This window comes from Gordonia sp. UCD-TK1 (assembly GCF_001691435.1).
Taxonomy (GTDB): domain Bacteria; phylum Actinomycetota; class Actinomycetes; order Mycobacteriales; family Mycobacteriaceae; genus Gordonia; species Gordonia hongkongensis.
The window spans coordinates 267,374-290,108 of sequence record NZ_LZMP01000024.1; the positions used below are offsets into that span (position 1 = coordinate 267,374).

12 protein-coding genes and 2 pseudogenes are annotated in these 22,735 nt (G+C 68.7%); 4 read left to right on the forward strand and 10 right to left on the reverse strand.

Annotated features, from left to right (window positions below; all coding sequences use genetic code 11):
- The first annotated feature begins 79 nt into the window (after positions 1-79).
- Complete coding sequence (locus A9310_RS15055; RefSeq protein WP_065631301.1) at positions 80-325, forward strand: RNA-binding S4 domain-containing protein; 246 nt, start codon at positions 80-82, stop codon at positions 323-325.
- A gap of 746 nt (positions 326-1,071) precedes the next feature.
- Here A9310_RS15055 and A9310_RS15060 read toward each other — a convergent pair.
- From A9310_RS15060 to gltB, 4 genes are all read right to left on the reverse strand, one after another.
- Entirely contained in the window at positions 1,072-1,743 is a 672-nt protein-coding gene (locus tag A9310_RS15060) for a DedA family protein (protein WP_058253696.1), read from the reverse strand.
- 122 nt (positions 1,744-1,865) lie between these two features.
- Entirely contained in the window at positions 1,866-2,753 is an 888-nt protein-coding gene (locus A9310_RS15065; RefSeq protein WP_065631302.1) for a cutinase family protein, read from the reverse strand.
- A 184-nt stretch (positions 2,754-2,937) separates the two neighbouring features.
- The gene (locus A9310_RS15070) at positions 2,938-4,392 is read right to left on the reverse strand and encodes a glutamate synthase subunit beta (RefSeq protein WP_058253694.1); all 1,455 of its coding nucleotides are present in this window, start codon (positions 4,390-4,392) and stop codon (positions 2,938-2,940) included.
- Positions 4,385-8,968 (reverse strand): glutamate synthase large subunit, encoded by a 4,584-nt coding sequence (gltB, locus tag A9310_RS15075; RefSeq protein WP_065631303.1) that lies wholly within the window; start codon positions 8,966-8,968, stop codon positions 4,385-4,387. Before gltB ends, A9310_RS15070 begins: the two co-directional genes overlap by 8 nt.
- A gap of 505 nt (positions 8,969-9,473) precedes the next feature.
- Here gltB and A9310_RS15080 point away from each other — a divergent pair.
- A pseudogene (locus tag A9310_RS15080) lies at positions 9,474-10,522 on the forward strand (alpha/beta hydrolase).
- 284 nt (positions 10,523-10,806) lie between these two features.
- Here the strand turns inward: A9310_RS15080 and A9310_RS15085 are convergent.
- From A9310_RS15085 to A9310_RS15110, 6 genes are all read right to left on the reverse strand, one after another.
- Positions 10,807-12,216 (reverse strand): carotenoid oxygenase family protein, encoded by a 1,410-nt coding sequence (locus tag A9310_RS15085; protein WP_065631304.1) that lies wholly within the window; start codon positions 12,214-12,216, stop codon positions 10,807-10,809.
- A gap of 45 nt (positions 12,217-12,261) precedes the next feature.
- The gene (locus tag A9310_RS15090) at positions 12,262-12,885 is read right to left on the reverse strand and encodes a hypothetical protein (protein ID WP_065631305.1); all 624 of its coding nucleotides are present in this window, start codon (positions 12,883-12,885) and stop codon (positions 12,262-12,264) included.
- 122 nt (positions 12,886-13,007) lie between these two features.
- Positions 13,008-15,743: a LuxR family transcriptional regulator gene (locus A9310_RS26485; RefSeq protein WP_302621822.1), complete on the reverse strand. Its 2,736-nt coding sequence runs from the start codon at positions 15,741-15,743 to the stop codon at positions 13,008-13,010.
- 49 nt (positions 15,744-15,792) lie between these two features.
- The gene (locus A9310_RS15100; RefSeq protein ID WP_065631306.1) at positions 15,793-17,985 is read right to left on the reverse strand and encodes a DUF2254 family protein; all 2,193 of its coding nucleotides are present in this window, start codon (positions 17,983-17,985) and stop codon (positions 15,793-15,795) included.
- Positions 17,986-18,039: 54 nt separating this feature from the next.
- Positions 18,040-19,455 (reverse strand): NAD(P)/FAD-dependent oxidoreductase, encoded by a 1,416-nt coding sequence (locus A9310_RS15105; RefSeq protein WP_065631389.1) that lies wholly within the window; start codon positions 19,453-19,455, stop codon positions 18,040-18,042.
- A gap of 94 nt (positions 19,456-19,549) precedes the next feature.
- The gene (locus A9310_RS15110; protein ID WP_065631307.1) at positions 19,550-20,542 is read right to left on the reverse strand and encodes a hypothetical protein; all 993 of its coding nucleotides are present in this window, start codon (positions 20,540-20,542) and stop codon (positions 19,550-19,552) included.
- A gap of 156 nt (positions 20,543-20,698) precedes the next feature.
- On the opposite strand from A9310_RS15110, the gene A9310_RS15115 reads away from it, so the two are divergent.
- Both A9310_RS15115 and A9310_RS15120 read left to right on the forward strand, forming a co-directional pair.
- A complete protein-coding gene (locus A9310_RS15115; RefSeq protein WP_065631308.1) occupies positions 20,699-21,337 on the forward strand; it encodes a response regulator transcription factor in 639 nt (212 codons plus the stop codon).
- Positions 21,321-22,652: pseudogene (locus tag A9310_RS15120) on the forward strand (sensor histidine kinase). Before A9310_RS15115 ends, A9310_RS15120 begins: the two are co-directional and overlap by 17 nt.
- Positions 22,653-22,735 lie beyond the last annotated feature (83 nt).

Genomic DNA, 22,735 nt, shown 5'->3' on the forward strand with positions numbered 1-22,735 from the left:
CCACGCGGATGGGCCCCGTCCGGCACAGATCGTCTTGCGTCCCCGACGGCCGAGGTGGCCCGGCGGGCGGTGGACCGGCATGATCGAAGCCGTGTACGACGTGACGATCCGGGACGACTCCATCCGACTCGGCCAATTCCTCAAACTCGCCAACCTGATCGAGTCAGGGGCCGAGGCCAAGGAGGTGGTCGCCGACGGTCTGGTCACGGTCAACGACGAGGTGGAGACCAGGCGCGGCCGTCAGCTGACGATCGGCGATGTGGTGTCGGTCGGCGGGATGAGCGTGCGTGTCGTCACCGAAGGCGACGTGCCACCTGCCCCCTGATCCGAAGAAGCGTCCCCCATTGCTCCCTGAGGTGCGAGCGACGACCTCCTGCTCCCTGAGGTGCGAGCGAAGCGAGCCTCGAAGGGCGCTAGGACCGGACGCCGAACCGTCTGAGCTCGGCGGGTGTGATGAGTCGTTCCGCTTCGGCGGGGAACATCGTCGTGGAACCGCGGCGGCCTCCGAGTCGCCAGCCGGTCAGCGAGTTCAACAGAGAGCCCCGGCGGGGCGAGTGAAATGTGTCAGCCAACTTCATGACCAATCACTTCCTGATACTTCACATTCGTTACAACGGACTGGAACTTTGTTTTACTGTAGCGGCTGTTCCCGGTCGTGTCGCCGGACTTTCCAGTGGCTTTCGCCACGCCCCCGCGACTGCCGACACGTGTGAATCCCGCAGCTCCGGTTCCCGAAACGGCGAGTGCCGCACACGACGGCTAGATCGATCGTCGCACGAGAACTGTTACCTCGCGCGTAGCGACGCGCCCCTCACCTGCATGAATGACCCGGGCGGGCAGGCGACCACTCGCCCACCGCGGTTGCCGTCGAACGACCGAAGCCGCCGACCCGGGAATCGGGCCGGCGGCTTCGGTGTGATGGACGACGATGGCGGTCAGAGCGCCTCTCGGCAAACAGGCCGCTCGAAGCGGCAAAGGGTGGGACCCGGGGCATTGAGTCCGTCACCGTCGCGGGGTACAACCGCGCTTCCGCACGAGGTATTCCACGGGTCGTCCCACTCTTCCGGCCCGCTATCCCGCGGCACTGGCGCGGCGTCGGCGGACCCGCTTCACGACGAACCAGGCGACCATGAGGACCAGCACGGCGATCACGATGTTGCTCAGCACGCCACTCCACCGTTCGAGCGCGGGGGCGATGGCCGGACCGAAGCCGAAGCCGATCCCGATCCACAATGCGTTCCACACGCCGGAGCCGAGCGTCGTGTAGGCGGTGAAACGCCAGAACGGCATCTTCTCGATCCCGGCCGGGATGGAGACGAACGATCGGACGAGGGGCACGCACCGACCGAGGAGAACCGCCATTCCGCCCCAGCGGACGAAGTACTCCTCCGCCTTGTCGAAGTCGTCGTAGTCGAGCAGCGGCATCCGGCCGACGAGTCGCCGGGTGCGATCGCGGCCCAGAGCCGCGCCGATCCAGTACCAGAGCCAAGCCCCGACGAGCGAACCGATGGTCGCCGCGGCCCAGGCGAGCCAGACGTTCATACGGCCCTCGTAGGCGAGGAAGCCGGCGCCGGGAAGAACGGCTTCGGACGGAATGGGCGGCAGGAAGGTCTCGAGGAGGATCGCCACCCCGACACCCAGCTCGCCGAGCGTGTCCATGAGGTCGAGAATCCAGCCGATGAAACCGCTGTGACCTTGCGACGGGTCGGTCTGGGCGAGTACGGCGGCGAGCTGCGTTGGCAAGGAATGTGTCCGTCTGTCCGAGGGCGGGCGGCTGGTCCCCGGCTTCGGTGACCACTTCGGCCGCCACTCTAGTCGGACGTCCGATTCATCCGGTTCTCGTGCAGGTCAGCCGACCGGCGCCGTCAGGCGAGGCCGGCGAGGAACCGGTTGGCCCACTGCACCGCAGTCACGCCGGGACGGACCTCGAAGTCCCGGTAGGTGCCGTGCGACCCGGACTGGAGGAATTCATTGAACGACCTGATCTGCTCGCGAGCGCGCGCGTCACCGAGCTCCTGCGCGATCTCGCCGGGGCCGCCGAGGGTGAGCAGTTCGGAGAAGATCGCGCCCGCCTCGGCCTGGTACTGCACGATCTGGCTCGGCGTCGGGTCGCTGGTCTCGGCGAGGTAGCCGACGATCCGAGTCACGTAGTAGTCGCGGGGCACGTTGCAGTAGACATCGGTGGGTTCGCAGAGGGTGAACGCCCTGGGCAGGACCCACCCCATGCCGTCGAGGCGTGGTCCGCCACTGCCCTCACCCCTCAGGGCGGGGCCGATGAGATTGTCCCGCTTGGACCGCCGCGGATCCGCGATCAGCACGACCCCCGCGACCTGGCTCGGACGGATCGCGGCGCGACCGGTGCCGATCTCGGATGCGAGGTCACCGGCGGCGTCGGCGCCCTGGCTGTAGCCGACGAGCGCGATCCGGGTACCGGGGCATCGTCGGAGCATCTGAAGGGCGAGCCCCGTGGTGTTGGCAACCGCCTGCGCCTTGGACTTGCCGTAGATCGCCTTCTCCCACGGGAACGCCGTGGCGTCGTAGCCGACGTACTGCACGCGGGTTTCCGGTCCGAGCCCGGCGGTGATCTCCCCAAGCACACCCGGGCTGGCGCCGTTGGACCAGGTCCCGGGGACCGCGAGCACGTAGATCTCCGGGCACCCCCGGGGCGCGGCAGTCGCCGTCGGGACGGCGAGCACACCGCCGGCCAGGATCGCACACAGCAGGGCGCATACGGTCGCGATGATCCGACGCATGGTCCGTTCCCTTCGTACCAGCCGAGGAGGCAGCTTCACCGCCGAGTCTAGGTCGGACGTCCGGCGGGCGTGTTGCCGCCTGCGGAACTCCCGTGGAACGACGGATCTGCCTACGCAGAACTCCCGCCCACCCTGAGCGGGTGAGCGGGAGTTCGGTGTCGTACGTACTACACGAAACGCGCGATCAGCGCTGCGCGACCTGTGTGGGCACGATCGGTGCGGGCAGGTCCGACGCCCCGGTGAGGAACGCGTCGGCGGCCGCGGCGGCCGAGCGCCCCTCGGCGATGGCCCACACGATGAGCGACTGTCCGCGCCCGGCGTCGCCGGCGACGAAGACACCCGGCTGACCGACGGCAGCGAAGTTGCCGTCGCGCTTGACGTTTCCGCGGGGGTCGTACTCGACGCCCATCTTGTCGAGGAGGTCCTCGCGCTCGGGTCCGACGAAGCCCATGGCGAGCAGCACCAGGTCCGCCTCGAGTTCGAAGTCCGAGCCCTCGACCTTCTCGAAGCGGCCGTCGCGCATGACGACCTCGTGCGCCTTGAGCCCGGTGAGCTTGCCGTCCTCGCCGACGAACTGCTCGGTGTTGACCGAGAAGACGCGCTCGCCACCCTCTTCGTGTGCCGACGACACGCGGTACATGAGCGGGTAGGTCGGCCACGGGGTCGACTCGGCGCGCTCGATCGGCGGCTTCGGCATGATCTCGAACTGGTGGACGATCTCCGCGCCCTGGCGCAGCGAGGTGCCCAGGCAGTCGGCGCCGGTGTCGCCACCGCCGATGATGATGACCTTCTTGCCCTTGGCCGAGATCTGGCCCTCGACCTCGTCGCCGAGCTGCACCCGATTGGCCTGCGGCAGGAACTCCATGGCCTGGTGGATGCCGTCGAGCTCACGCCCGGGGATCGGCAGATCGCGACCGATGGTCGAACCGTTGGCGAGGATCACCGCGTCGAAGTCGGCGCGCAGCTGCTCGACGGTGACGTCGACACCCACGTTGACGCCGGTGCGGAAGACGGTGCCCTCGGCCTCCATCTGCGCCAGACGACGGTCGATGTGGCGCTTCTCCATCTTGAACTCGGGGATGCCGTAACGGAGCAGGCCACCGATGCGGTCGGCCCGCTCGAACAGCGTCACGTCGTGTCCGGCACGCGTGAGCTGCTGCGCCGCAGCGAGTCCCGCGGGCCCGGAGCCGACGACGGCCACCGACTTGCCGGTCTTCTCCGACGGCATGACCGGGGTCACCCAGCCGTTGTCGAAGGCGTTGTCGATGATCTCGACCTCGACCTGCTTGATGGTGACCGGCGGCTGGTTGATCCCCAGCACGCACGACGCCTCGCACGGAGCCGGGCACAGGCGGCCGGTGAACTCCGGGAAGTTGTTCGTCGCGTGCAGACGTTCGATGCCGTCGCGCCACTGGTCCTTGTAGACCAGGTCGTTCCACTCGGGGATCAGGTTCCCCAGCGGGCAGCCGTTGTGGCAGAACGGGATACCGCAGTCCATGCAGCGGCTCGCCTGCGTCTTCAGATGGCCCTTGTCGAAGTCGGTGTAGACCTCTTTCCAGTCCAGCAGACGCAGTTCCACCGGGCGGCGGTCGGGCAGCTCCCGCTCGGGGTGCTTGAGGAATCCTCTGGGATCAGCCACGTGCGGCCTCCATGATCGCTTCGTTCACGTCTCGCCCGGTCTTCTCCGCCTCGGAGATGGCCAGCAACACACGCTTGTAGTCGCGCGGCATGACCTTGGCGAACTTGGTCTGGGCGGTGTCCCAATCGCCGAGCAGTGCTGCTGCGACCGGGGATTCGGTCTCGGCGCGGTGCTCTTCGATGATCGTGGCGAGGAACTCGATGTCCTCGTCCTCGAGCGGCTCGAGGTCGACGAGCTCGGTGTTGAGGTTGTCGGCCAGCTTGCCCTCGGGGTCGAAGACGAACGCCATACCGCCGGACATGCCCGCCGCGAAGTTGCGGCCGGTGTCGCCGAGGACGACGACGCGTCCACCCGTCATGTACTCACAGCCGTGGTCGCCCACACCCTCGACCACCGCGGTGACGCCCGAGTTGCGAACGCAGAAGCGCTCACCCACGATGCCGCGCAGGAAGATCTTGCCCGCGGTGGCACCGAAGCCGATCACGTTGCCGGCGATGATGTTGTGCTCGGCGACGAAGTCGTCCGGCGCGTTGCGTGCCGGACGGACCACGAGGCGACCGCCCGAGAGACCCTTGCCGACGAAGTCGTTGGCGTCGCCCTCGAGGCGCAGCGTGATGCCCTTGGGAACGAAGGCACCGAAGCTGTTGCCGGCCGATCCGGTGAAGTCGACGATGATCGTCCCGTCGGGAAGACCCTGTGCGCCATAGGCCTTGGTGACCTCATGGCCCAGCATGGTGCCGACGGTGCGGTTCACGTTGGTGATCTTCGAGGTGAAGGACACCCGCGTGCCGTGGTCGATGGCCTCGCGGCTCTGCGCGATGAGCTGCTGGTCGAGCGCCTTGTCCAGGCCGTGGTCCTGCACGCCGGAGCAGTACAGGTCCTGGTTCATGAACGGCGACTCGGGCATCGCCAGGATCGACGACAGGTCGAGCTTGCCCGCCTTCTCCGACTTCCAGTGCGCGAGCGCCTTGGTCGTGTCGAGCGCCTCGACGTGACCGACGGCCTCCTGCAGGGTGCGGAAGCCCAGGCGCGCCAGCAGTTCCCGGACCTCTTCGGCGATGTACAGGAAGAAGTTCTCGACGAACTCCGGCTTACCCGCGAAACGCTCACGCAGCAGCGGGTTCTGGGTGGCGACACCCACCGGGCACGTGTCGAGGTGACACACCCGCATCATGATGCAACCCGCGACCACCAGCGGCGCGGTGGCGAAACCGAACTCCTCGCCACCCAGCAGGGCGGCGACCACGACGTCGCGACCGGTCTTGAGCTGGCCGTCGACCTGCACGACGATCCGGTCGCGGAGTCCGTTGAGCAGCAGGGTCTGCTGGGTCTCGGCCAGGCCGATCTCCCACGGCGCACCGGCGTGCTTGACCGAGGTCAACGGCGTTGCGCCGGTACCGCCGTCGTGCCCTGAGATGAGGACGACGTCGGCGTGCGCCTTCGAGACACCGGCCGCGACGGTGCCGACGCCCACCTCGGAGACCAGCTTCACGTGGATGCGGGCCTGCGGGTTGGCGTTCTTCAGGTCGTGGATCAGCTGCGCGAGATCCTCGATCGAGTAGATGTCGTGGTGCGGGGGCGGCGAGATGAGGCCGACGCCCGGCGTCGATCCACGGACCTCGGCGACCCACGGGTACACCTTGTGCGGCGGCAGCTGCCCGCCCTCACCCGGCTTCGCACCCTGCGCCATCTTGATCTGGATGTCGGTGCAGTTCGACAGGTAGTGCGAGGTGACGCCGAAACGGCCCGACGCGACCTGCTTGATCGCGCTGCGACGCCAGTCACCGTTCTCGTCGTGATGGAAGCGCCGCGGATCCTCGCCACCTTCACCGGAATTCGAGCGACCACCGAGCCGGTTCATGGCGATCGCGAGGGTTTCGTGCGCCTCCGCGGAGATCGAACCGAAGCTCATCGCGCCGGTCGAGAACCGCTTCACGATCTCGCGGGCCGGTTCGACCTTCTCGATCGGAATCGGGTCGCGGTCACCGAAATTGAAGTCGAACAGGCCCCGCAGCGACGCCATCTGGCGGGACTGGTCGTCCACCAGCTTCGTGTATTCCTTGAACACCTGGTACTGGCCGGTGCGCGTGGAGTGCTGGAGCTTGAAGACGGTGTCCGGGTTGAACAGGTGGTACTCGCCTTCGCGGCGCCACTGGTACTCGCCGCCGACCTCGAGCTCGCGGTGGGCGCGCTCGGACGGGCGATCGGAGAATGCCAGCGCGTGGCGGGTCGCGACGTCGGCGGCGATCTCGTCGAGACCGATGCCGTCGAGCTGGCTGTTGAGCCCGGTGAAGAACTCGTCGACGGTCTCCTGCGAGATACCGATGACCTGGAAGAGCTGTGCGCCGGTGTACGAGGCGAGGGTCGAGATGCCCATCTTGCTCATCACCTTCAGCACGCCCTTGCCGGCGGCCTTGATGTAGTTCTTCTGCGCGGTGGCGAAGTCGAGGTTGCCGAGCACACCGCGCTCGGTCATGTCCTCGATCGACTCGAAGGCCATGTACGGATTCACCGCTGCCGCACCGAAACCGACGAGCGCGGCCACGTGGTGGACCTCGCGGCAGTCACCGGACTCGACGATGAGACCGGCCTGCGTGCGCTTGCGTTCCCGCACCAGGTGGTGGTGCACCGCAGCCGTCAGCAGCAGCGACGGGATGGGTGCGTAGGTCTCGTCCGACTCGCGGTCGGACAGGATGACCAGGTTCACGCCGTCGTCGATCGCGGCGCTGACCTTCGCACGCACCTCGTCGAGGGCCTTGCGCAGACCGGCGCCACCCTCGGCCACCGGGTAGAGGCCGTGGATGTGGACGCTGCGGAAACCGGGCAGCCCGTCGTTGGAGTTGATCTCCACCAGTTTCGCGAGCGTGTCGTTGTCGAGGACCGGCGACGGCAGCTCGATCTGACGGCACGACTCGGGGCCGGGGTGCAACAGGTCGGCCTCGGTGCCGATGGTGCCGCCGACGCTGGTCACGATCTCTTCGCGGATCGCATCGAGCGGCGGGTTGGTCACCTGGGCGAACAGCTGCTGGAAGTAGTCGAACAGCATGCGCGGGCGCTTGGAGAGCACCGCGATCGGGGTGTCGGTACCCATCGAGCCGAGTGCCTCGGCACCGGTCTTCGCCATCGGCGCGACCAGCAGGTCGAGTTCCTCACGCGTGTAACCGAACACCTGCTGGCGCAACGCGACCCGGTCGTGCGGCATGTGCTGATGCGGCGGCGCCTCGATGTCGTCGACCGCGACCAGTCCCTGCTCGAGCCACTCACCGTAGGGGTGCTCGGCGGCGAGCTCGTCCTTGATCTCCTCGTCGTCGACGATGCGGCCGGCAGCGGTGTCCACCAGGAACATGCGGCCGGGCTGAAGACGCATCTTCTGCACGACGTCGGAGTGATCGATGTCGAGCACGCCGACCTCGGAGGCCATCACGACGAGCCCGTCCTTGGTGACCCAGATCCGACTGGGCCGCAGGCCGTTCCGGTCGAGCACGGCACCCACGACGGTGCCGTCGGTGAAGCACACCGACGCCGGTCCGTCCCAGGGCTCCATCAGCGCGGAGTGGTAGCGGTAGAAGTCCCGGTGCTCGGGCTTCATCGACTCGTGACGCTCCCAGGCCTCCGGGATCATCATGAGCACGGCGTGCGGGAGGGAACGTCCACCGAGGTGGAGCAGCTCGAGCACCTCGTCGAACCGGGCGGTGTCCGACGCACCCGGGGTGCAGATCGGGAAGATCTTCGACGCCGCGTCGGCCCCGAAGGCCGCGGTGTCGATGAGCGCCTCGCGGGCCCGCATCCAGTTCTCGTTACCGGTGACGGTGTTGATCTCGCCGTTGTGGGCGACGCGGCGGAACGGATGCGCCAGCGGCCACGACGGGAAGGTGTTGGTGGAGAAGCGCGAATGCACCAGACCGAGCGCGCTCTCGACACGCGAGTCCTGCAGGTCGACGTAGAACTCCCGCAGCTGCGGGGTCGTCAGCATGCCCTTGTAGACAAAGGTGCGTCCGGACAGGCTCGGGAAGTAGACGGTCTCACGTCCGGGCCCGTCGGCGCCGGCGCCCTTGTTGCCGAGTTCGTACTGGACCCGCTTGCGCACGACGTAGGCGCGGCGCTCGAGTTCCATGCCCTCGGCGCCGCCGACGAACACCTGACGGAAGGTCGGCATGGCATCGCGGGCAAGTGCTCCGAGCGAGTTCTCGTTGGTCGGCACCTCGCGCCAGCCGAGCAGGGTCAGACCCTCTGCCTCGATGACCTTCTCCACACCCTCGCAGGCGAGGCGCGCGTCTTCCGAGCCCTGGGGCAGGAAGGCGATACCGGTCGCGTAGCTGCCCTCCGCGGGCAGCTCGAAGTCCACGGTCTCCCGCAGGAAACGGTCCGGGACCTGGATCATGATGCCCGCACCGTCGCCGGTGTTGGGCTCGGCACCCGCAGCGCCGCGGTGCTCGAGATTGACCAGCGCCATGATCGCCTTGTCGACGATGTCGCGACTGCGCCGCCCGTGCATGTCCACGACAAACGCCACGCCACACGAGTCGTGCTCGTTGCGTGGGTCGTAGAGACCCACCGGTCCCGGAGCCTGCTTCATAGTTCGCCTCACTTTGCGCGCGAGGAGTGCACGCACTACCCGTCGTCGATGTCTGTGGCCACACCCGGCCGTGTCGGGCCGCGGACCACGATGTCCCCGGCGTCGTCGTGCTCCACCCGCATCGGGGCTGACCTGGGCAGAGCCGACGATCACAGCGGCGGTGAGTCCCGGTCAGCGCCGTTGCTGACGGTCCCTTCGGGCCGCTTCGTCGGGACCCGAACCACCCTGCTCATCGCAGCTACCGCGCGCAGCACGCCAGAGCGCCCCCGGGCAGCCGTATGAGCATTGTGAGTCATTTTTCCACGCGAAGGGCCCACTCTCGAAATCCGGTTACCACAGAGACACCGCCGGTGCACGTCAGACGGAAATCCGGCGATTCGGGGTCCGCCCCGGAGACGGCCCGCGCGGGCGTTTCGGGAGCGTCGACGGTCGCGGCCCGATTGCGGCCGGGTCTCGCCCTCACCGATCCCGCACCCGCACGTCGTCGAGCCACTACCGTCAGGTGATGAGCGTCACCGTACCGGCCGATGAGCCCACCCCGGAAGCGATCTCCTCGCGCATCCGTTCGGCCGCCTGGGCGTCGATCCGTATGGTTCGCGGCGTTCCCGTGCGGTCAACGCCTATCTGGCCCGGGTCACCTGGCCGATGATGACCGCGGCCGGGGTAAGCCACCCCCGCGTCACCGCGCAGATGATCCAGCGGACGCGCCCGGCACTGAACCGGACCATCGAGCGGATCAACCCACCCCCGGCCAACACCCGGGTGGAGATCGTGCGCGAGAACTTCCGGGGTGGGCAGGTCCGTGGCGAGTGGGTCATCGGCCGGCACGCGAGCGCTCCGGTCCCCGGTTCGCGGATTCTGTATTACATGCACGGGAGCGGGTACGTGGTGTGCTCGCCGCGAACGCACCGGGGCCTGGTCGGCCGGCTCGGCAACAAGACCGGGTTGCCCGCCTTCAGCCTGGACTACCGGCTCGCCCCCGAGCACGCCTGGCCGTGCGCGGGCAACGACGCCGTCCGCGGCTATCGCTGGCTGCTGTCCCAGGGGTACCGCGCCGAGGACATCGTGGTCGCGGGTGACTCCGCCGGCGGCCACCTGGCGCTCGACCTGCTCGCCGTCAACCACGCCACCGGGACCCCGCAGCCGGGTTCGATGGTGCTGTTCTCACCGCTCTACGACCCGACTTTTCAACTGGCCGTGCGTAATCAGCGAACCGGGGTGCGGGACCCGATCATCGACGCGATGTCCGCCCGCAAGATCCTGCGGCTCTACACCCGGACCGCCGACCCCGATCATCCACGGATGCGCGTCCGTCTCACCCCGGACATGACCCTGCCCAAGACGCTCATCCAATACGGGGCGCGCGAGGTGATGGGGGCCGACGCCCGGGCCACCCACGACGAGATCACCGGCGCCGGAGGGGTTTCGGTGATCCAGGCCTGGCCGGACCAGGGTCACGTCTTCCAACTGATACCCCGCCTGTCGGCCGAGGCGCGGTCGGCCATCGACATCGCTGCGCGGTTCATCGAGGTGACCGCGCCGGTTGCTACATGATCCGAAGGGCCCCTCGTACAGAATCAAATCCGAATAATTCGCACACTCACTCTTCCCTGAACCGAAGGAATCGCAAGAGCACTGGTCCCTGAGGTGCGAGGAGCGATAGCGACGAGCCACGAAGGGCCTGGTGAGATGCCTTGCGAGACCCTTCGTGGCTCGCTTCGCTCGCACCTCAGGGAACAGAGAATGAAGCTCGCTGCTCAGGAAGGAGGCACGAGTCTACGATCCCCGCTTCACCCCCCCCGCCCCCTGAGGAGCGCCCGGAGCCTGCGGAGGGCGCGTCACGAAGGGTCCGCGAGCCATGCCCCGTGCAGCCCGGCGGGGACGCGGATCGGGAGTTCGACGGTGGCGACCGGTCCGGCCGTCGGCTCGTCGGCGGCGAGAAGGTAGAAGTACGAACGCATGTCGGCGGGGTCGGTGCCGATCGCGCCCCAGTGATCGCGTTCGATGCCCGGGATGTAGATCGGCTCGCCGATCGCGGTTCCGGGACTCCAGAAGGTCTCGGTGCCGGCGGAGAGATCGTGGAACCAGAGACTGTCGGTGGCATCGGTGTCGCGGGGCCCCTTCGCCACCGTTGCCACGCGATGGTGGTCCCGGGTGAGCAACCGGTCGTCGACTCGCGGGAACTCCATGTTGAAGGCGTTGTCGCTGATCGTGTTCCGGGTGATGGTGCCATCCGGGCGGATGATCGCGCGGGTGAGCGCCGACGTCGCCGGCCGGGGTTCGGCGGCGAAACCACCCGGGTAGCTCCACTCGACGTAGTCGACGGTGACACCGTCGTCGGGGCCCGGCCCGTCGAAGGCGTTGGCGAAGTGCCACACCCAGAACGGGTCGGTCTGGACCCAGCGCACCGGACCGCCGTCGCGCGGGATGAGGGCGATGCGCGTGCCGTCGTCGGGTTGCCAAGACAGCAGCGAGCCACCGGTCATCGCGGCTTCGAGGTCGAAGATCAACGGGCACACGAAGAGTACGAGGTACCGCGAGGTGAGGGCCATGTCGTGGATCATGACCGCCTTGTCGAGACCGTCGACCGGGTTGGGTCCGGTTGCCGCCGTCCCGTCCGGATTCACGATCGACCAGGTGAGATACGGCGCTTCGAGGCTGTAGTTGAACAACACCATCTCGCCGGTGGCCGGGTCGATCTTCGGGTGGGCGGTACTGCCGACCCGCATCGCGCCGTCGCAGTCGGTCTTGGCCAGCGTCGCCAGCGTCGACGGCTCGAGCAGGTAGGGCTGGTCGGATTCGGCCATCGCCATCAACCGTCCGCCGTGGCGGACGATGTTGATGTCGGGCAGTTCGCGGTAGGTGCCGGCGAGTTCGTCCCCGACAACACTCGCGGGTGGCGTGTACCCGTCGGTGAGACCGGACCAGAGTGCATGTCCGGCAGCCTCTTCCGCGATGACCATCGGGGTCCGGACGAAGCGGTTGGTGTACCCGACGCGTCCGCCGTCGATGCTGATCCGGTGCACCATGCCGTCACCGTCGAGGGGATAGACGAACGATCCGATGGGATCGAAACGCGGATTGGGGCCGTTGCGGAGGTAGCTGCCGCGCAGATCCGCGGGGATCTCGCCGCGGACGGGCAGGTCGGTGACATCGACCTCCTCCCGCTGCGGGGCGTACACACCGGTGAGGTGGGCGTGATGCGCGAGGTCGACGGGAGCGGGCGTGGGGGGCGTGGTGATGGTCATCGGATGTCCTTAGGGCGGGTCGGTAGGAGGGCTGTGCCGCGGGGGTCAGCCGGCGGTCGGGGCGGTGGAGGCGGCGGGCGCGCTGGGGGCCGCGTCGGCGATGGCCCGGGTCCGCTTGACCGCGAACACGATCAGCGCGATCGGCACGACCCAGTTGAGCAGGATGTTGCCAGGGTGGCTGCCGGACACCGATGCCGACGACGCCAGCAATCCGGCGACGATGTGCGAGCAGCCCATGAGTGCGATCGCCCCGGCCCACAAGAGGCTGATCTGGCGGTTCTTCGCGCGGAACACCGGTGAGTGCCACAAGGCGGGATCGACGGTCTCGCGGGCGTACTGCTCGGTGAACGGAACCGTGAACGCGGACACGGCCATGACCGCGGCGAGGACGAACGCCGAACCACCGCGACCGAAGAACACGAGCGCTTCATCGACCTGGGTGTCACCGACGATGCCGATGAGCGCGATGACGCCGAACAGGACGACCCCGGCGACGTCGATGATCTTCCAACCGCCGCCGGTGCGGACGGCCTCGTAGATGGTGACGGCCAGGGCCAGCGCGCAGGCGGCGATCGCGGCGAGCGTGACGTGGTCGGCACCCAGGCGTTCGGCCGCCCAGGCGAACACGAACCAGGGGGCTAGTCCCAAGATCATGGATTTGGCGTTCACGGCTGGTCTCCTTCGGTACGGCCGAGGTGGGTCCTCGTTGGGGTACATCCACTGTCCGCCGGGCCGATGACGCGTACATCTGCGTCATGACGGAGAAATCTGCGCCAACCGTGCGACGATGCTCAGTTCTGCTGCCGACCCACGACGAACGCGGCGAGTTCGACGCGGGTGCGCAGGCCGAGTTTGGCGAGGGCGTGGGAGACGTGGGTCTGCACCGTGCGGGTCGAGATGAACAACCGGTCGGCGATCTCGCCGCCGCTCATGCCGGCCGCGACCAGTTCGGCGACGGTCGTCTCGGTCTTGGTGAGACTGTCCCAACCATGGGTCGGCCGGTCGCGTGCCGCGGGGTCGAGCCGAATCCCCAACGGACGCAACCGCGAGGCCACGCGTGCGGAGCTGGTGCTTGCTCCCATGGCACGCGTCAGTCGCATCGCTCGCCGGGCGAGCTCGCGGGCGCGGTCCCGGTCTCCCGAAAGGGCGACCGCGCACGCGGCTTCCTCCCACATGCACGCCTCGGACTGCCGGTCCCCGACCGCCTGCACGATCTCGGCGTACTCGTCGGCGGCGTGCACGATCGTCAACGGGTCCGCGTCGTGGAGCACCACCGAACACATCGCGCGGGCCACCGCGACGGGCCCGGACATGGGCCGCGCGGGCGGTACCGGGAACTCGTCGAGCCCGTCCAGAATGCTGCCGAGCAGCGCGGTGTCGCCCGCACGCGCGCCGATCCGCGCGGTCTCGAGAACGACGGTGGGCAGCCAGGAGTACAGACCGAACCGGCGGCCGTGGTCCCATGCGCGGCCGGCTGTCGTCGCGGCCGCACGTAGTTTCCGGTTCGCCTCGAGCAGCAGGGCGCGGGCGCGGGTGGGCACCGGGAAACCGAACTGGTCCGGTAACCCCGTGTCGTCCCACGCGTCGAGGCGGGTCGACGCGGCCGCCAGGTCGCCGCGCAGCACGTCGACCATGGCCCGCCCGCCGACCGCCATCGACTTCCAGCCCATGTCCGCGGAGTCCGCGCGATCCAGTCCGGCATCGAAAGATGCCGCCGAGTCGTCGAGGTCGCCGAGCCCGAGAGCTATTCCGCCGCGGGTGAACTCGTGGTAGGCGGTCATCCAGTCGGCGCCCCGGCTCGATCGCAACCGGGCGGCACCCGCGAGCAGGTCGGCCGCCGCCGCCGGGCCGTGCGCATACTGTTCGATCAGCGACGGCCAGATGTCGGCCGACGACGTCGACAGTGTGCCGCCGGCGGATTCCGCCGCGTCCCGACGCGAGGCGAGCAGCGCGATCCCGAGCGCCTCCTCCACCTCGCCGCGCAGGAACCGGCGTAGCGCCTCGGCGATCAGGCCGGACACCGATCGGGTGGACGCGTCCCGCTCGACGTCGAAGAACGGGGTGTCCGGCGCGGGTCTTCGTCCGTCGAGAATGCCCACGTAGTGCCGCAGGTCGGTGAGCGTGCCGGCGACGTCGTCGCCGACCGGGAGCTGCAGGGTCTCGTCGATCAGGTCCCGCACCCGGTCGGTGTCCCCCTTGGCGATCAGGGCGAACAACAGGATCCGATGCAGCTCGGCGAACTCGGCGATCTCGGTCGCCAGTGCCATGCCGTCCTCGGCGACGCGTGAAGCCCGGTCGAGCTGCCCGGTTCGGGCGAGGGCGAGCGCGAGTGCGGTGTTGACCCCCGCCGACGGACGTGCGGTGCCGGCCAACGTCTCCAGGAGTTCCGCCGCGACCGCCGGTGTGCTGGCGAGTTCGCTCTCGGCGCGGCGTACCGCCGCGAACATCGCGGATTCGTCACTGCCCGAAGCGATTCGATGATGAGCCACGGACTGCGGATCGTGCCGGGTACTGGGATGGCTGGCGATCGCATCGTGCAGCACCGAGCGCAGCATCGGATCGAGTTGTCGATAGGTGACATCGGCGTACAGATCGTGGGTGAACCGCAGCGCTCCCCCGTCGTCGACGCCGACGATCCCGGCGTCGATCGCCGACTGGGCCGGCCCGACCAGCGAGGCGGGTGGAACCGCGTCGACCGCGGCCAGTTGGGCGAGCGTCGCCGGGCGGCCCCACACCGCGAGCTTCTGCGTCAGCTCGCGGGCACGACCGTCGAGGAGGGCGACGTGTTCGGCGATCGCGTCCTCGAGTCCACTCGGTACCCCCGACGCGGTGCGTGCGTCGACCGCCGCGTGACCGTCGACGATCCGGAGACCGCCCGACTGCTGCAGCGCGCGCAGCACCGAGATCACGTGCATCGGGTTCCCACCCGATGCACCGAGCAGCCCGAAGAGTTCGGCGTCCGGTGCGGCACCGACGGTCTCGATCGAGATCCGGTGGACCTCGTCGGCGCCCAGCGGGGGCAGGGACCAGTCGACGACCTCCGCTCGCGCCACCAACCGGTTCAGCAGATCCCGTTCTGGGAGCGGCCGCCGGCCGAGGAGCATCACCAGCGGTAGCACCCGCGTGGCAGCTACGAGGCGGGACAACAGTTCCAGCGTCGCCGCATCGGCGTGGTGGGCGTCGTCGACGACGAGCACGAGCGGCCCGTCGGCACACAGCGTGTCCACGCGCGCGTAGAGATCGTCGTCGAAGCCATCGGGAACCGGCGTCGGCAGATCCACTCCGAGCAGCTGCCCGGCGAGTCCGAACGGTTGGCGCCATGACAGTTCGTCTGCCCGCACCGTGCGAACGGAACCATCAGTGGCAGAGGCCAGTTCCCGGAGCGTATGGGTCTTTCCGGCGCCCGGGCCGGCGGTGATCACGCCGACCCCACGGCGGGCGGAACCCGAATCGCGTTGGGCAGCGGCGACGAAGTGGTGCATCTCGTCGACCACCGCACGACGGTCGGCGGACTGGGACGCGAGCACGAACTCAGGGTATCGGTTGTGTCCGATTCGCGTGATCCATCTGCTCACCTCACCGGCCGAACTCGGACCCGTATCCCTGCCGGTCCGCAGCCGCGGCCAGTCGCCGGTCGAGGTCGTCGGTCCAGTCGCGGGCGACCTGCGCGTCGAGCACGGCCAATCGCTCGGCCACGGGCGCGCGCTGCGCGGGCCCGCACCCGGCGAGAAGGGACTCGAACAGCGCGCGCAGGCGGCGTTGCACCTGAACCTGGCCGGTGCTGTGCCGTCGGATCTCGTCGGTCCCGATCGCGACGTAGTCCGCCCAGCTGCGCCGAATGCCGCGGACCGAGGGGTCGCTCGAGAACTGTTCGCCGCGAAGCCGCGGAGCCAGCAGGAGCAACAGGTCCTCGGTGTGGTCGAGCGCCTGGACCACGACGCTCGGGTCGTTGCTGCCCGCGGACATCGCCTTGAGCGCGATGTCCGAGATGGCCTGCAGTGCCGCGGCGGGACTCACCGAGGGTTGATGGGTGTCGCCGAAGAGCAGGCAGGCCAGCACGCGACGCTTCTCCACCTGGATCGGATCGCCGACGATCTCGATCACCGGGAGATCGTGTGGCACATGGTCGCCGACGGCGACGAGCACGTCGATCCGGACGTTCCACGACGCTGCGTATCGACGAAGACGATCACCGTTGACGGCCAGCAACACCCGGCCCCGCGCCGACACCTCCCCCAGCCTGATCTGCATGCGTGGCGCATCCGTCGTGACGTCCAGGTCGACGCTCGGTTCGCCCGGTCCGGCGACGACCGACGGAACGGCGTCACCGCCGAATCCGATTGCCACAGAATGCTCGCCGTGCTTCACCGGTGGCATCGGCAGCTGCCGCACGATCGCCGACCGGCCGTCGTCGGCGATCCACTGCAGCAGGCGCGAGGTGTTCAGGATCGTCCCGACCTTGCCGACGAGCGCGATGAACAGGTACGCGCTGACGGTCGTGAGCATGAACGCGATCGCCGTGGACAGGCCGGGGGTCGGCTCGTCCGGACCCCCGACCGACAGGTCGATCGCGATGATCACGCTGTAGACGAAGGTCGCGAGAAAGAAGCCGGTGGACCATCGCATGACGGGTTCTTGCTGCAGCATCGGGATCACCCGCACCGAGATCGACGACGCCCCGAACTGCATGGCGAGCGTGACGGCGGTGAACACGAGACCGGTCAGGGTCGCCATCGAACCAGCGATGACACTGAGCAGCGTCGCCAGCGTTCCGGGATCGACTTCCAATTCGAGGAGTTCATCGAATCCGACGGTGGTCCACGCGGCGACGATCGCGAACGTCACCAGCACGACCGGCAGCCGCCAGATCGGGACCGTGCGCAGGGCCCGGCGCGTGCGCCGCCATCGGATAGCGGTCGCCAGCGCGCTCGGTACCTTCTCGGTCACCACGCCGACCGCCGTCGGGACGGACGCCGGCGGGGGAACCGGAACGGGAGCCGGCGCGTCGGGCACCCCGAAACGCCCCGCCACCGCCTCCTGCACGACGATCTTCCATCTCATCAACGGTTCTCGATAGCGCTGCTCGCGCCCGATCGCGCGAGCCAGTTTGCGGGGGCGGTTCTGGTATCGCCACCGGGCCCATGGTGATCGCGGCCGCGCGAGTCGCGCGGCACCGAACCACAGCAGGACCGGGACGAACATGCCCACCAGTCCGGTCCAGACCTTGCCCTTGATCAGGGTGACGATCGCCAGGAGCACGTTGAGCACGACGACACCCGCCGCGACCAGCCGTGCCACCAGGCCGTTCTCGTTCCGGATGTCACCGACGACCTCGAACGCGCCGAACGGTTGCAACCCGAGGAGGAAGAGCAGACCGATGGCGATCGCGACGAACACCGCGTCGATCGACGTCCGCCCCTCCTCCGCCCAGTAGACGTCGCGCAGGTGGAGGATGAGCGCGAACTCGTCGAGCACGAGCGCCGCTCCGATGCCGAACAGGGCCGCCAGGACACAGTCGATCACCGGTGTCCGGAGCGGGTCGACCGCGACGAATCCGAAGCCCGCCACCAACATCGCCATCATGCCGAAGAAGGCGTGGTGGACATGCACCCCGCCAGGCGTCACGTTCCCCGGCCACCAGCTGACCTCTGCGCGGATCATCCGCACACTGAAGCGGATGAACAGGAAGGTCAGGACGAAGGCGAGCAACAGGAAGAACAACGGCAGACGACCGGTCTCGACGATCCGCTCATCGAACCACCCGGTCATCCCCCGACCCTAGCGGGAGCGTGGGGGGTTCTCGCGGGCAATCGCGACTCTGATCTACGGGCCGAGCCGGCGCAGTGCACTCAGAGCCGCGTTGTGGCCACACATTCCGTGCACGCCAGCGCCCGGTGGCGTGGACGCCGAGCAGATGTAGACACCCGGGATTCCGGTTGCGTACGGGTCGGCCGCGATCCGGGGGCGCATCACGACCTGGAGGGGATCGTTTGCCCCGCCGATGATGTCGCCGCCGACGAGGTTGGTATTGCTCGCGGCGAGATCTGCGGGCGTGCGCACGACGGACCCGACGATCCGATCGCGCGTCCCCGGCGCGAAGCGTTCCAGCTGCGCGAGCACGGCGTTCGTGGCGTCGCCGCTGTAGCCATGCGGCACATGTGCATAGACGTACACCGGATGGACGTCACCGACCGACCGCGCCGAATCGGCCAGATATTGCTGGGCGACGAGGACGAAGGGCCGCTCCGGCATCCGGCCACGATGGATCTCGGCCTCGGACGCGACGACCTCGGCGGCGGAGCCGCACACGTGCACGGTGCCCGCCCGACCGGAGAACTCGTCCCGCCACGGGATTCCGCCGTCGACGGCGAGGTCGAGTTTGACCGCGGCGGGCGCCCGCCGAAACCGTCGATACGCCTTACGGACTCGCCTCGGGAGTGCGTCCCCCGCAAGGTCGGCGACCGCGCCGGGCTCCAGGTCGAGCAGGACCACATCCGCCGGTGGGAGGTCGGAGAGGGAGCTGACCCGATGGCCGGTTTCGATGCGGCCGCCCAGTGTTGTCAGCACCGCGGCGAGGGCCGCCGGCATTCGGGCCGTGCCGCCCTTGATGATCGGCCAGCCGTACCGATGCGAGATGGCGGCGAACATCAGCGCGAACGCAGAAGTGGTCGGCCGGGTGAGCGGGTGCCACCCATGGGCGGCGTTCCCGGCGAACAAGGCCGCCGCCTCGTTCGTGTGCCACACCCGTCCCAGGACGGTTGCGGGCAGGAGAGCGGCGGGCCCGAACCGGGCAAGCGGGCCGAGATGACGCGGCACGTGCAGGAGCGGGCCCAGCACTTCCTGCGCCAGGTCGTCGAAGTTCTCCACCAACGGACCGAACAGGCTCCGCCATCGTGGTCCGTCGACCCCGAGAAGCCGACTGGTCTCGTCCAGCGAGTTCATCATGGCGCCGGCCCGGCCGTCGGGCAGCGGGTGTGCGAGGTCGATCTCCGGCCAACCCCATTCCAGGCCGTGGTCGGCGAGTCCGAGACTCTGGAAGAACGGCGACGCCAGCCCGATCGGATGCACGGCAGCACCGTCGTCGTGCAGCAGACCGGGCAGGATTCGCTCGGACGAGCGGGCACCACCACCGATCGTCTCGGCCGCCTCCAGCACGGTCACCTCGATGCCCCGCTGCGCGAGGGTGATGGCGGCGGCGAGCCCGTTGGGCCCCGCCCCCACCACGATGGCCGAGGTCATGAGCGGCATCGTATTCGATGTGCACCGGCACAACCGCGATCGCAGAACTCGATGCCGGGCTCGACATGGTGGTTGCCCGGATGAGCCGCCCGCCTCACTGCATGTCGGGGTGATCGGAACGTCGGGCCGGCCCGGGCTCGCTGCGTCTGACGGACGCCAGGCGGGACGACGCCTGCGCGCGTAGGGCGGCGACATCCGCTGCCGGCGCCGGCGCGGTGGCGGCGGCGATTGAGGCATCGGGCAGGTGTCGACGCAGCTCATCGATCAGCGCCGCCGCCTGCCCGGGTGGACCGTAGTCGTCGTGCACCACGCAGATCGCGAACTCCGAATCGGCCAGGCGTGCCAGGGCGGAATCGGCGGGAAGCAAGTCGACGCAGGTCCAGGCACGGCGAACCAGTCGCCGTTCCCTCTCGCGCGGGTCGTCGGTCGTCTCGGAGTCGTCGACTGACCACGAGATCACCGTGACCGCCGCGGCCGACCGCCGTCCGTCGAGGAGCCCCGCGGTCGCGAGTTCCCAGCCCGCGCGGTTGAACACGCCGGTCAGCGGGTCAGCACAGACCGCGGTGAGCAGCGTCCGCGTCAGCAACCCGAACGACTCGGCCGCCGCCGGGATGGCGACGGCGACGACGATGTACGTGCTGAGGTACTTCGGTGCGGGCGCCACGGCAAGCGCGACGACGCACCCGGCCGTCAGCACACCGATGAACGCCCACGCCTGCCGACGCGGAAGAGTGGCACGTACGTACATCGCCAGGAACATCGCCGCGATCATGCACAGGAACTCGGCACTGATCAGCTCGTGGAACGCCATCACCGCGGGGGTGGCCACACCGGCCGCGATCACGGCCGGTAGCGGGCGCTGCGGCCGCACCGACAGCCACCCCAGCGCCGCGAGGCCCAGCACGACGGCGACCAGTCCCCCCGTTGGGTCGGACAGGGTCGCCGAGTCGTCGGCCGGGAACAGCGTGAGAGCCACGCCCACCGCGTACAGCAGCGTCGTCACCGCCAGATAGGTCCGCAGCACATGCAGCGGCGATCGCGGGAGCGGGCCCCTCAGCGCTCCCAGGTGCAGGTCCGGTCGAAACATCCCCCACTCCGATCCTCGGTATCGGTCCCCGATCCGAGGTTGCCAAATCGCGTCGAGTTGCGCGACCGGCGGTGGCTGGTCTCTCGGTATGACCCATTCGGGGACGGGAGCACTGTTCGGCTCGGTTCAGGTCCTCACCCCGCCTATCCTGATCCGATGAACACCCTCGTCACCGTGGTCGTCGTCGACGATCACCCGTTCTTCCGCGACGGTGTATCCCGTGGCCTGGCGGCCAGTGGACGGGTACGGGTCGTCGGCGAGGCCGCCGACGGTCTGGCCGGGCTCGAGCTGATCCGTCGGGAGAAACCCGACGTCGCGGTGGTCGACCACCAGATGCCGCACATGACCGGCGTCGAGGTTGCCCATGCGGTGTCGCGCGACGGGTTGCCGACCCGAGTGCTGCTGCTGTCCGCGGTCACCGACGGCCCGATCGTCTTCCGGGCGCTGCAGGAAGGTGCGGCCGGTTACCTGTCGAAGGACGCCGATCGCGACGACATCGTCGGCGCGGTGACCCGGGTGGCCAAGGGAGAGACGGTGGTACCGCCGGAGCTCGCCGCGGGACTGGCCGGCGAGATCCGCGCGCAGACCCAGCGTGATGCGCCGGCCCTGAGCGAGCGGGAGCGCCAGGTGCTCACGGGATTTGCACGCGGACAGTCGATTCCACAGGTCGCCGCCGAGCTCTACATCGGTGCGTCGACGGTCAAGACGCACACCCAGCGCCTCTACGAGAAGCTCGGCGTGTCCGACCGTGCGGCCGCGGTCGCCGAGGCGATGCGCCGTGGGCTCCTCGAATAGCGCGGACCCCTCGAAGCCAGGGGTCGACGACGGTGGCAGCGTCGAGATCGCGGGAGCGACACGCTATCTGGGTCTCGACGAGTTCGCCGACGAACCGCGGATCCACGACATCCTGATCGACCACGCGATCCGTGGCATCCGGATTCAGGTGGTCCTCCGGCTGTTCCTGTCGCTGTTTGTGCTGCTGACCGTCAGTCTCGACCCACCCGCGCGCGCGGAGACGTTCAGCGTCGTGACGGCGATTCTCTACGCAGCCTGGTGCATCGGCGGGGCAGTCGTGGTCGTCCGCCACGAATCGGCGATGATCCGGTACTCGTGGATCGCTCTGCCGATCGACCTCCTCCTGCTCACCGCGCTCGCCGTCGCCGCCAGCCGGTCCAACGAATTGAGTTGGACCACCGACGTTCTCCTCAGCGGCTTCGTCCTCGTGCCGATGATCGCGGCGATCGCGTTGTAGCCCAGGACCTGTGCGGTCGTGGTGATCGTCACGACCGCGGTGTACGCCGTCTCTTCCATGCTGGCCCGCACATCAAACGGCGAGCCGTGGTCGGTGATCGTCTTGCGCATCCTCGTCGTCGCGGCGTTGGCCGTCGGCGCGATCCTGTTGTCCCGCCTACAGCGATCCCGGGTGAAGACCATCGGGGCGCTCGCCGGCGAACGCGCCCGGTTGCTGGACGCGACGATGGAGATCGAGGAACGCGAGCGCCGGGATCTCGCCGACAACCTCCACGACGGGGCTTTGCAGTACGTACTGGCGGCGCGTCAGGAACTCGCCACGCTCCGTGACTCCGCAGATCCGGTGACCCTCGATCGCGTGGACGGTGCGTTGCGCGACGCGGCGCAGTTGCTGCGGTCGACGCTCAGTGAGCTGCACCCGGTGGTTCTGGAACAGGCCGGTCTGTCGGTGGCCCTCACCGACCTCGCCGCCTCGATCGGTAGCCGCGCCGGTGCCCCGACGATCTCCGTCGACACCGCGGGCTGGCCGCCGGACCTACGCACGTCCGCCGACTCGCTGCTGTTCGCCACCGCCCGCGAATTGCTGACGAACGTGATCAAGCACGCGGCCGCGACGACGGTCGACGTCACCGCCGAGTTCGATGACGGGCGAGCGCGCCTCGTCGTCGTGGACGACGGCATCGGGTTACCTGCCGACATCGACGTCGACGAGTTGATGCGTCGACGACAAGCCAAGGGCCACATCGGACTCGCCTCGCGGCGCGTGCGTATCGAAGGCACCGGCGGCACGTTGTCACTGGCGAACCATCCCCGCGGTGGAACCGTCGCGATCGTCGAGGTTCCCGCCCGCGAGGTGTGAGGCGCGCAGCGCCCGTGGCCACCGCGTCCCCCGATCGGTGGACGTGCCGTTCACCCCACCCATCACCCGGTCAGCGGAATCCC

Coding starts and splice junctions, on each gene's coding strand:
- A9310_RS15055 (WP_065631301.1), top strand. CDS start 80: ATGATCGAAGCCGTGTACGACGTGACGATCCGGGACGACTCCATCCGA.
- A9310_RS15065 (WP_065631302.1), bottom strand. CDS start 2,753: ATGCGTCGGATCATCGCGACCGTATGCGCCCTGCTGTGTGCGATCCTG.
- gltB (WP_065631303.1), bottom strand. CDS start 8,968: ATGAAGCAGGCTCCGGGACCGGTGGGTCTCTACGACCCACGCAACGAG.
- A9310_RS15085 (WP_065631304.1), bottom strand. CDS start 12,216: ATGACCATCACCACGCCCCCCACGCCCGCTCCCGTCGACCTCGCGCAT.
- A9310_RS15100 (WP_065631306.1), bottom strand. CDS start 17,985: ATGACCGGGTGGTTCGATGAGCGGATCGTCGAGACCGGTCGTCTGCCG.
- A9310_RS15105 (WP_065631389.1), bottom strand. CDS start 19,455: ATGACCTCGGCCATCGTGGTGGGGGCGGGGCCCAACGGGCTCGCCGCC.
- A9310_RS15110 (WP_065631307.1), bottom strand. CDS start 20,542: ATGTTTCGACCGGACCTGCACCTGGGAGCGCTGAGGGGCCCGCTCCCG.
- A9310_RS15115 (WP_065631308.1), top strand. CDS start 20,699: ATGAACACCCTCGTCACCGTGGTCGTCGTCGACGATCACCCGTTCTTC.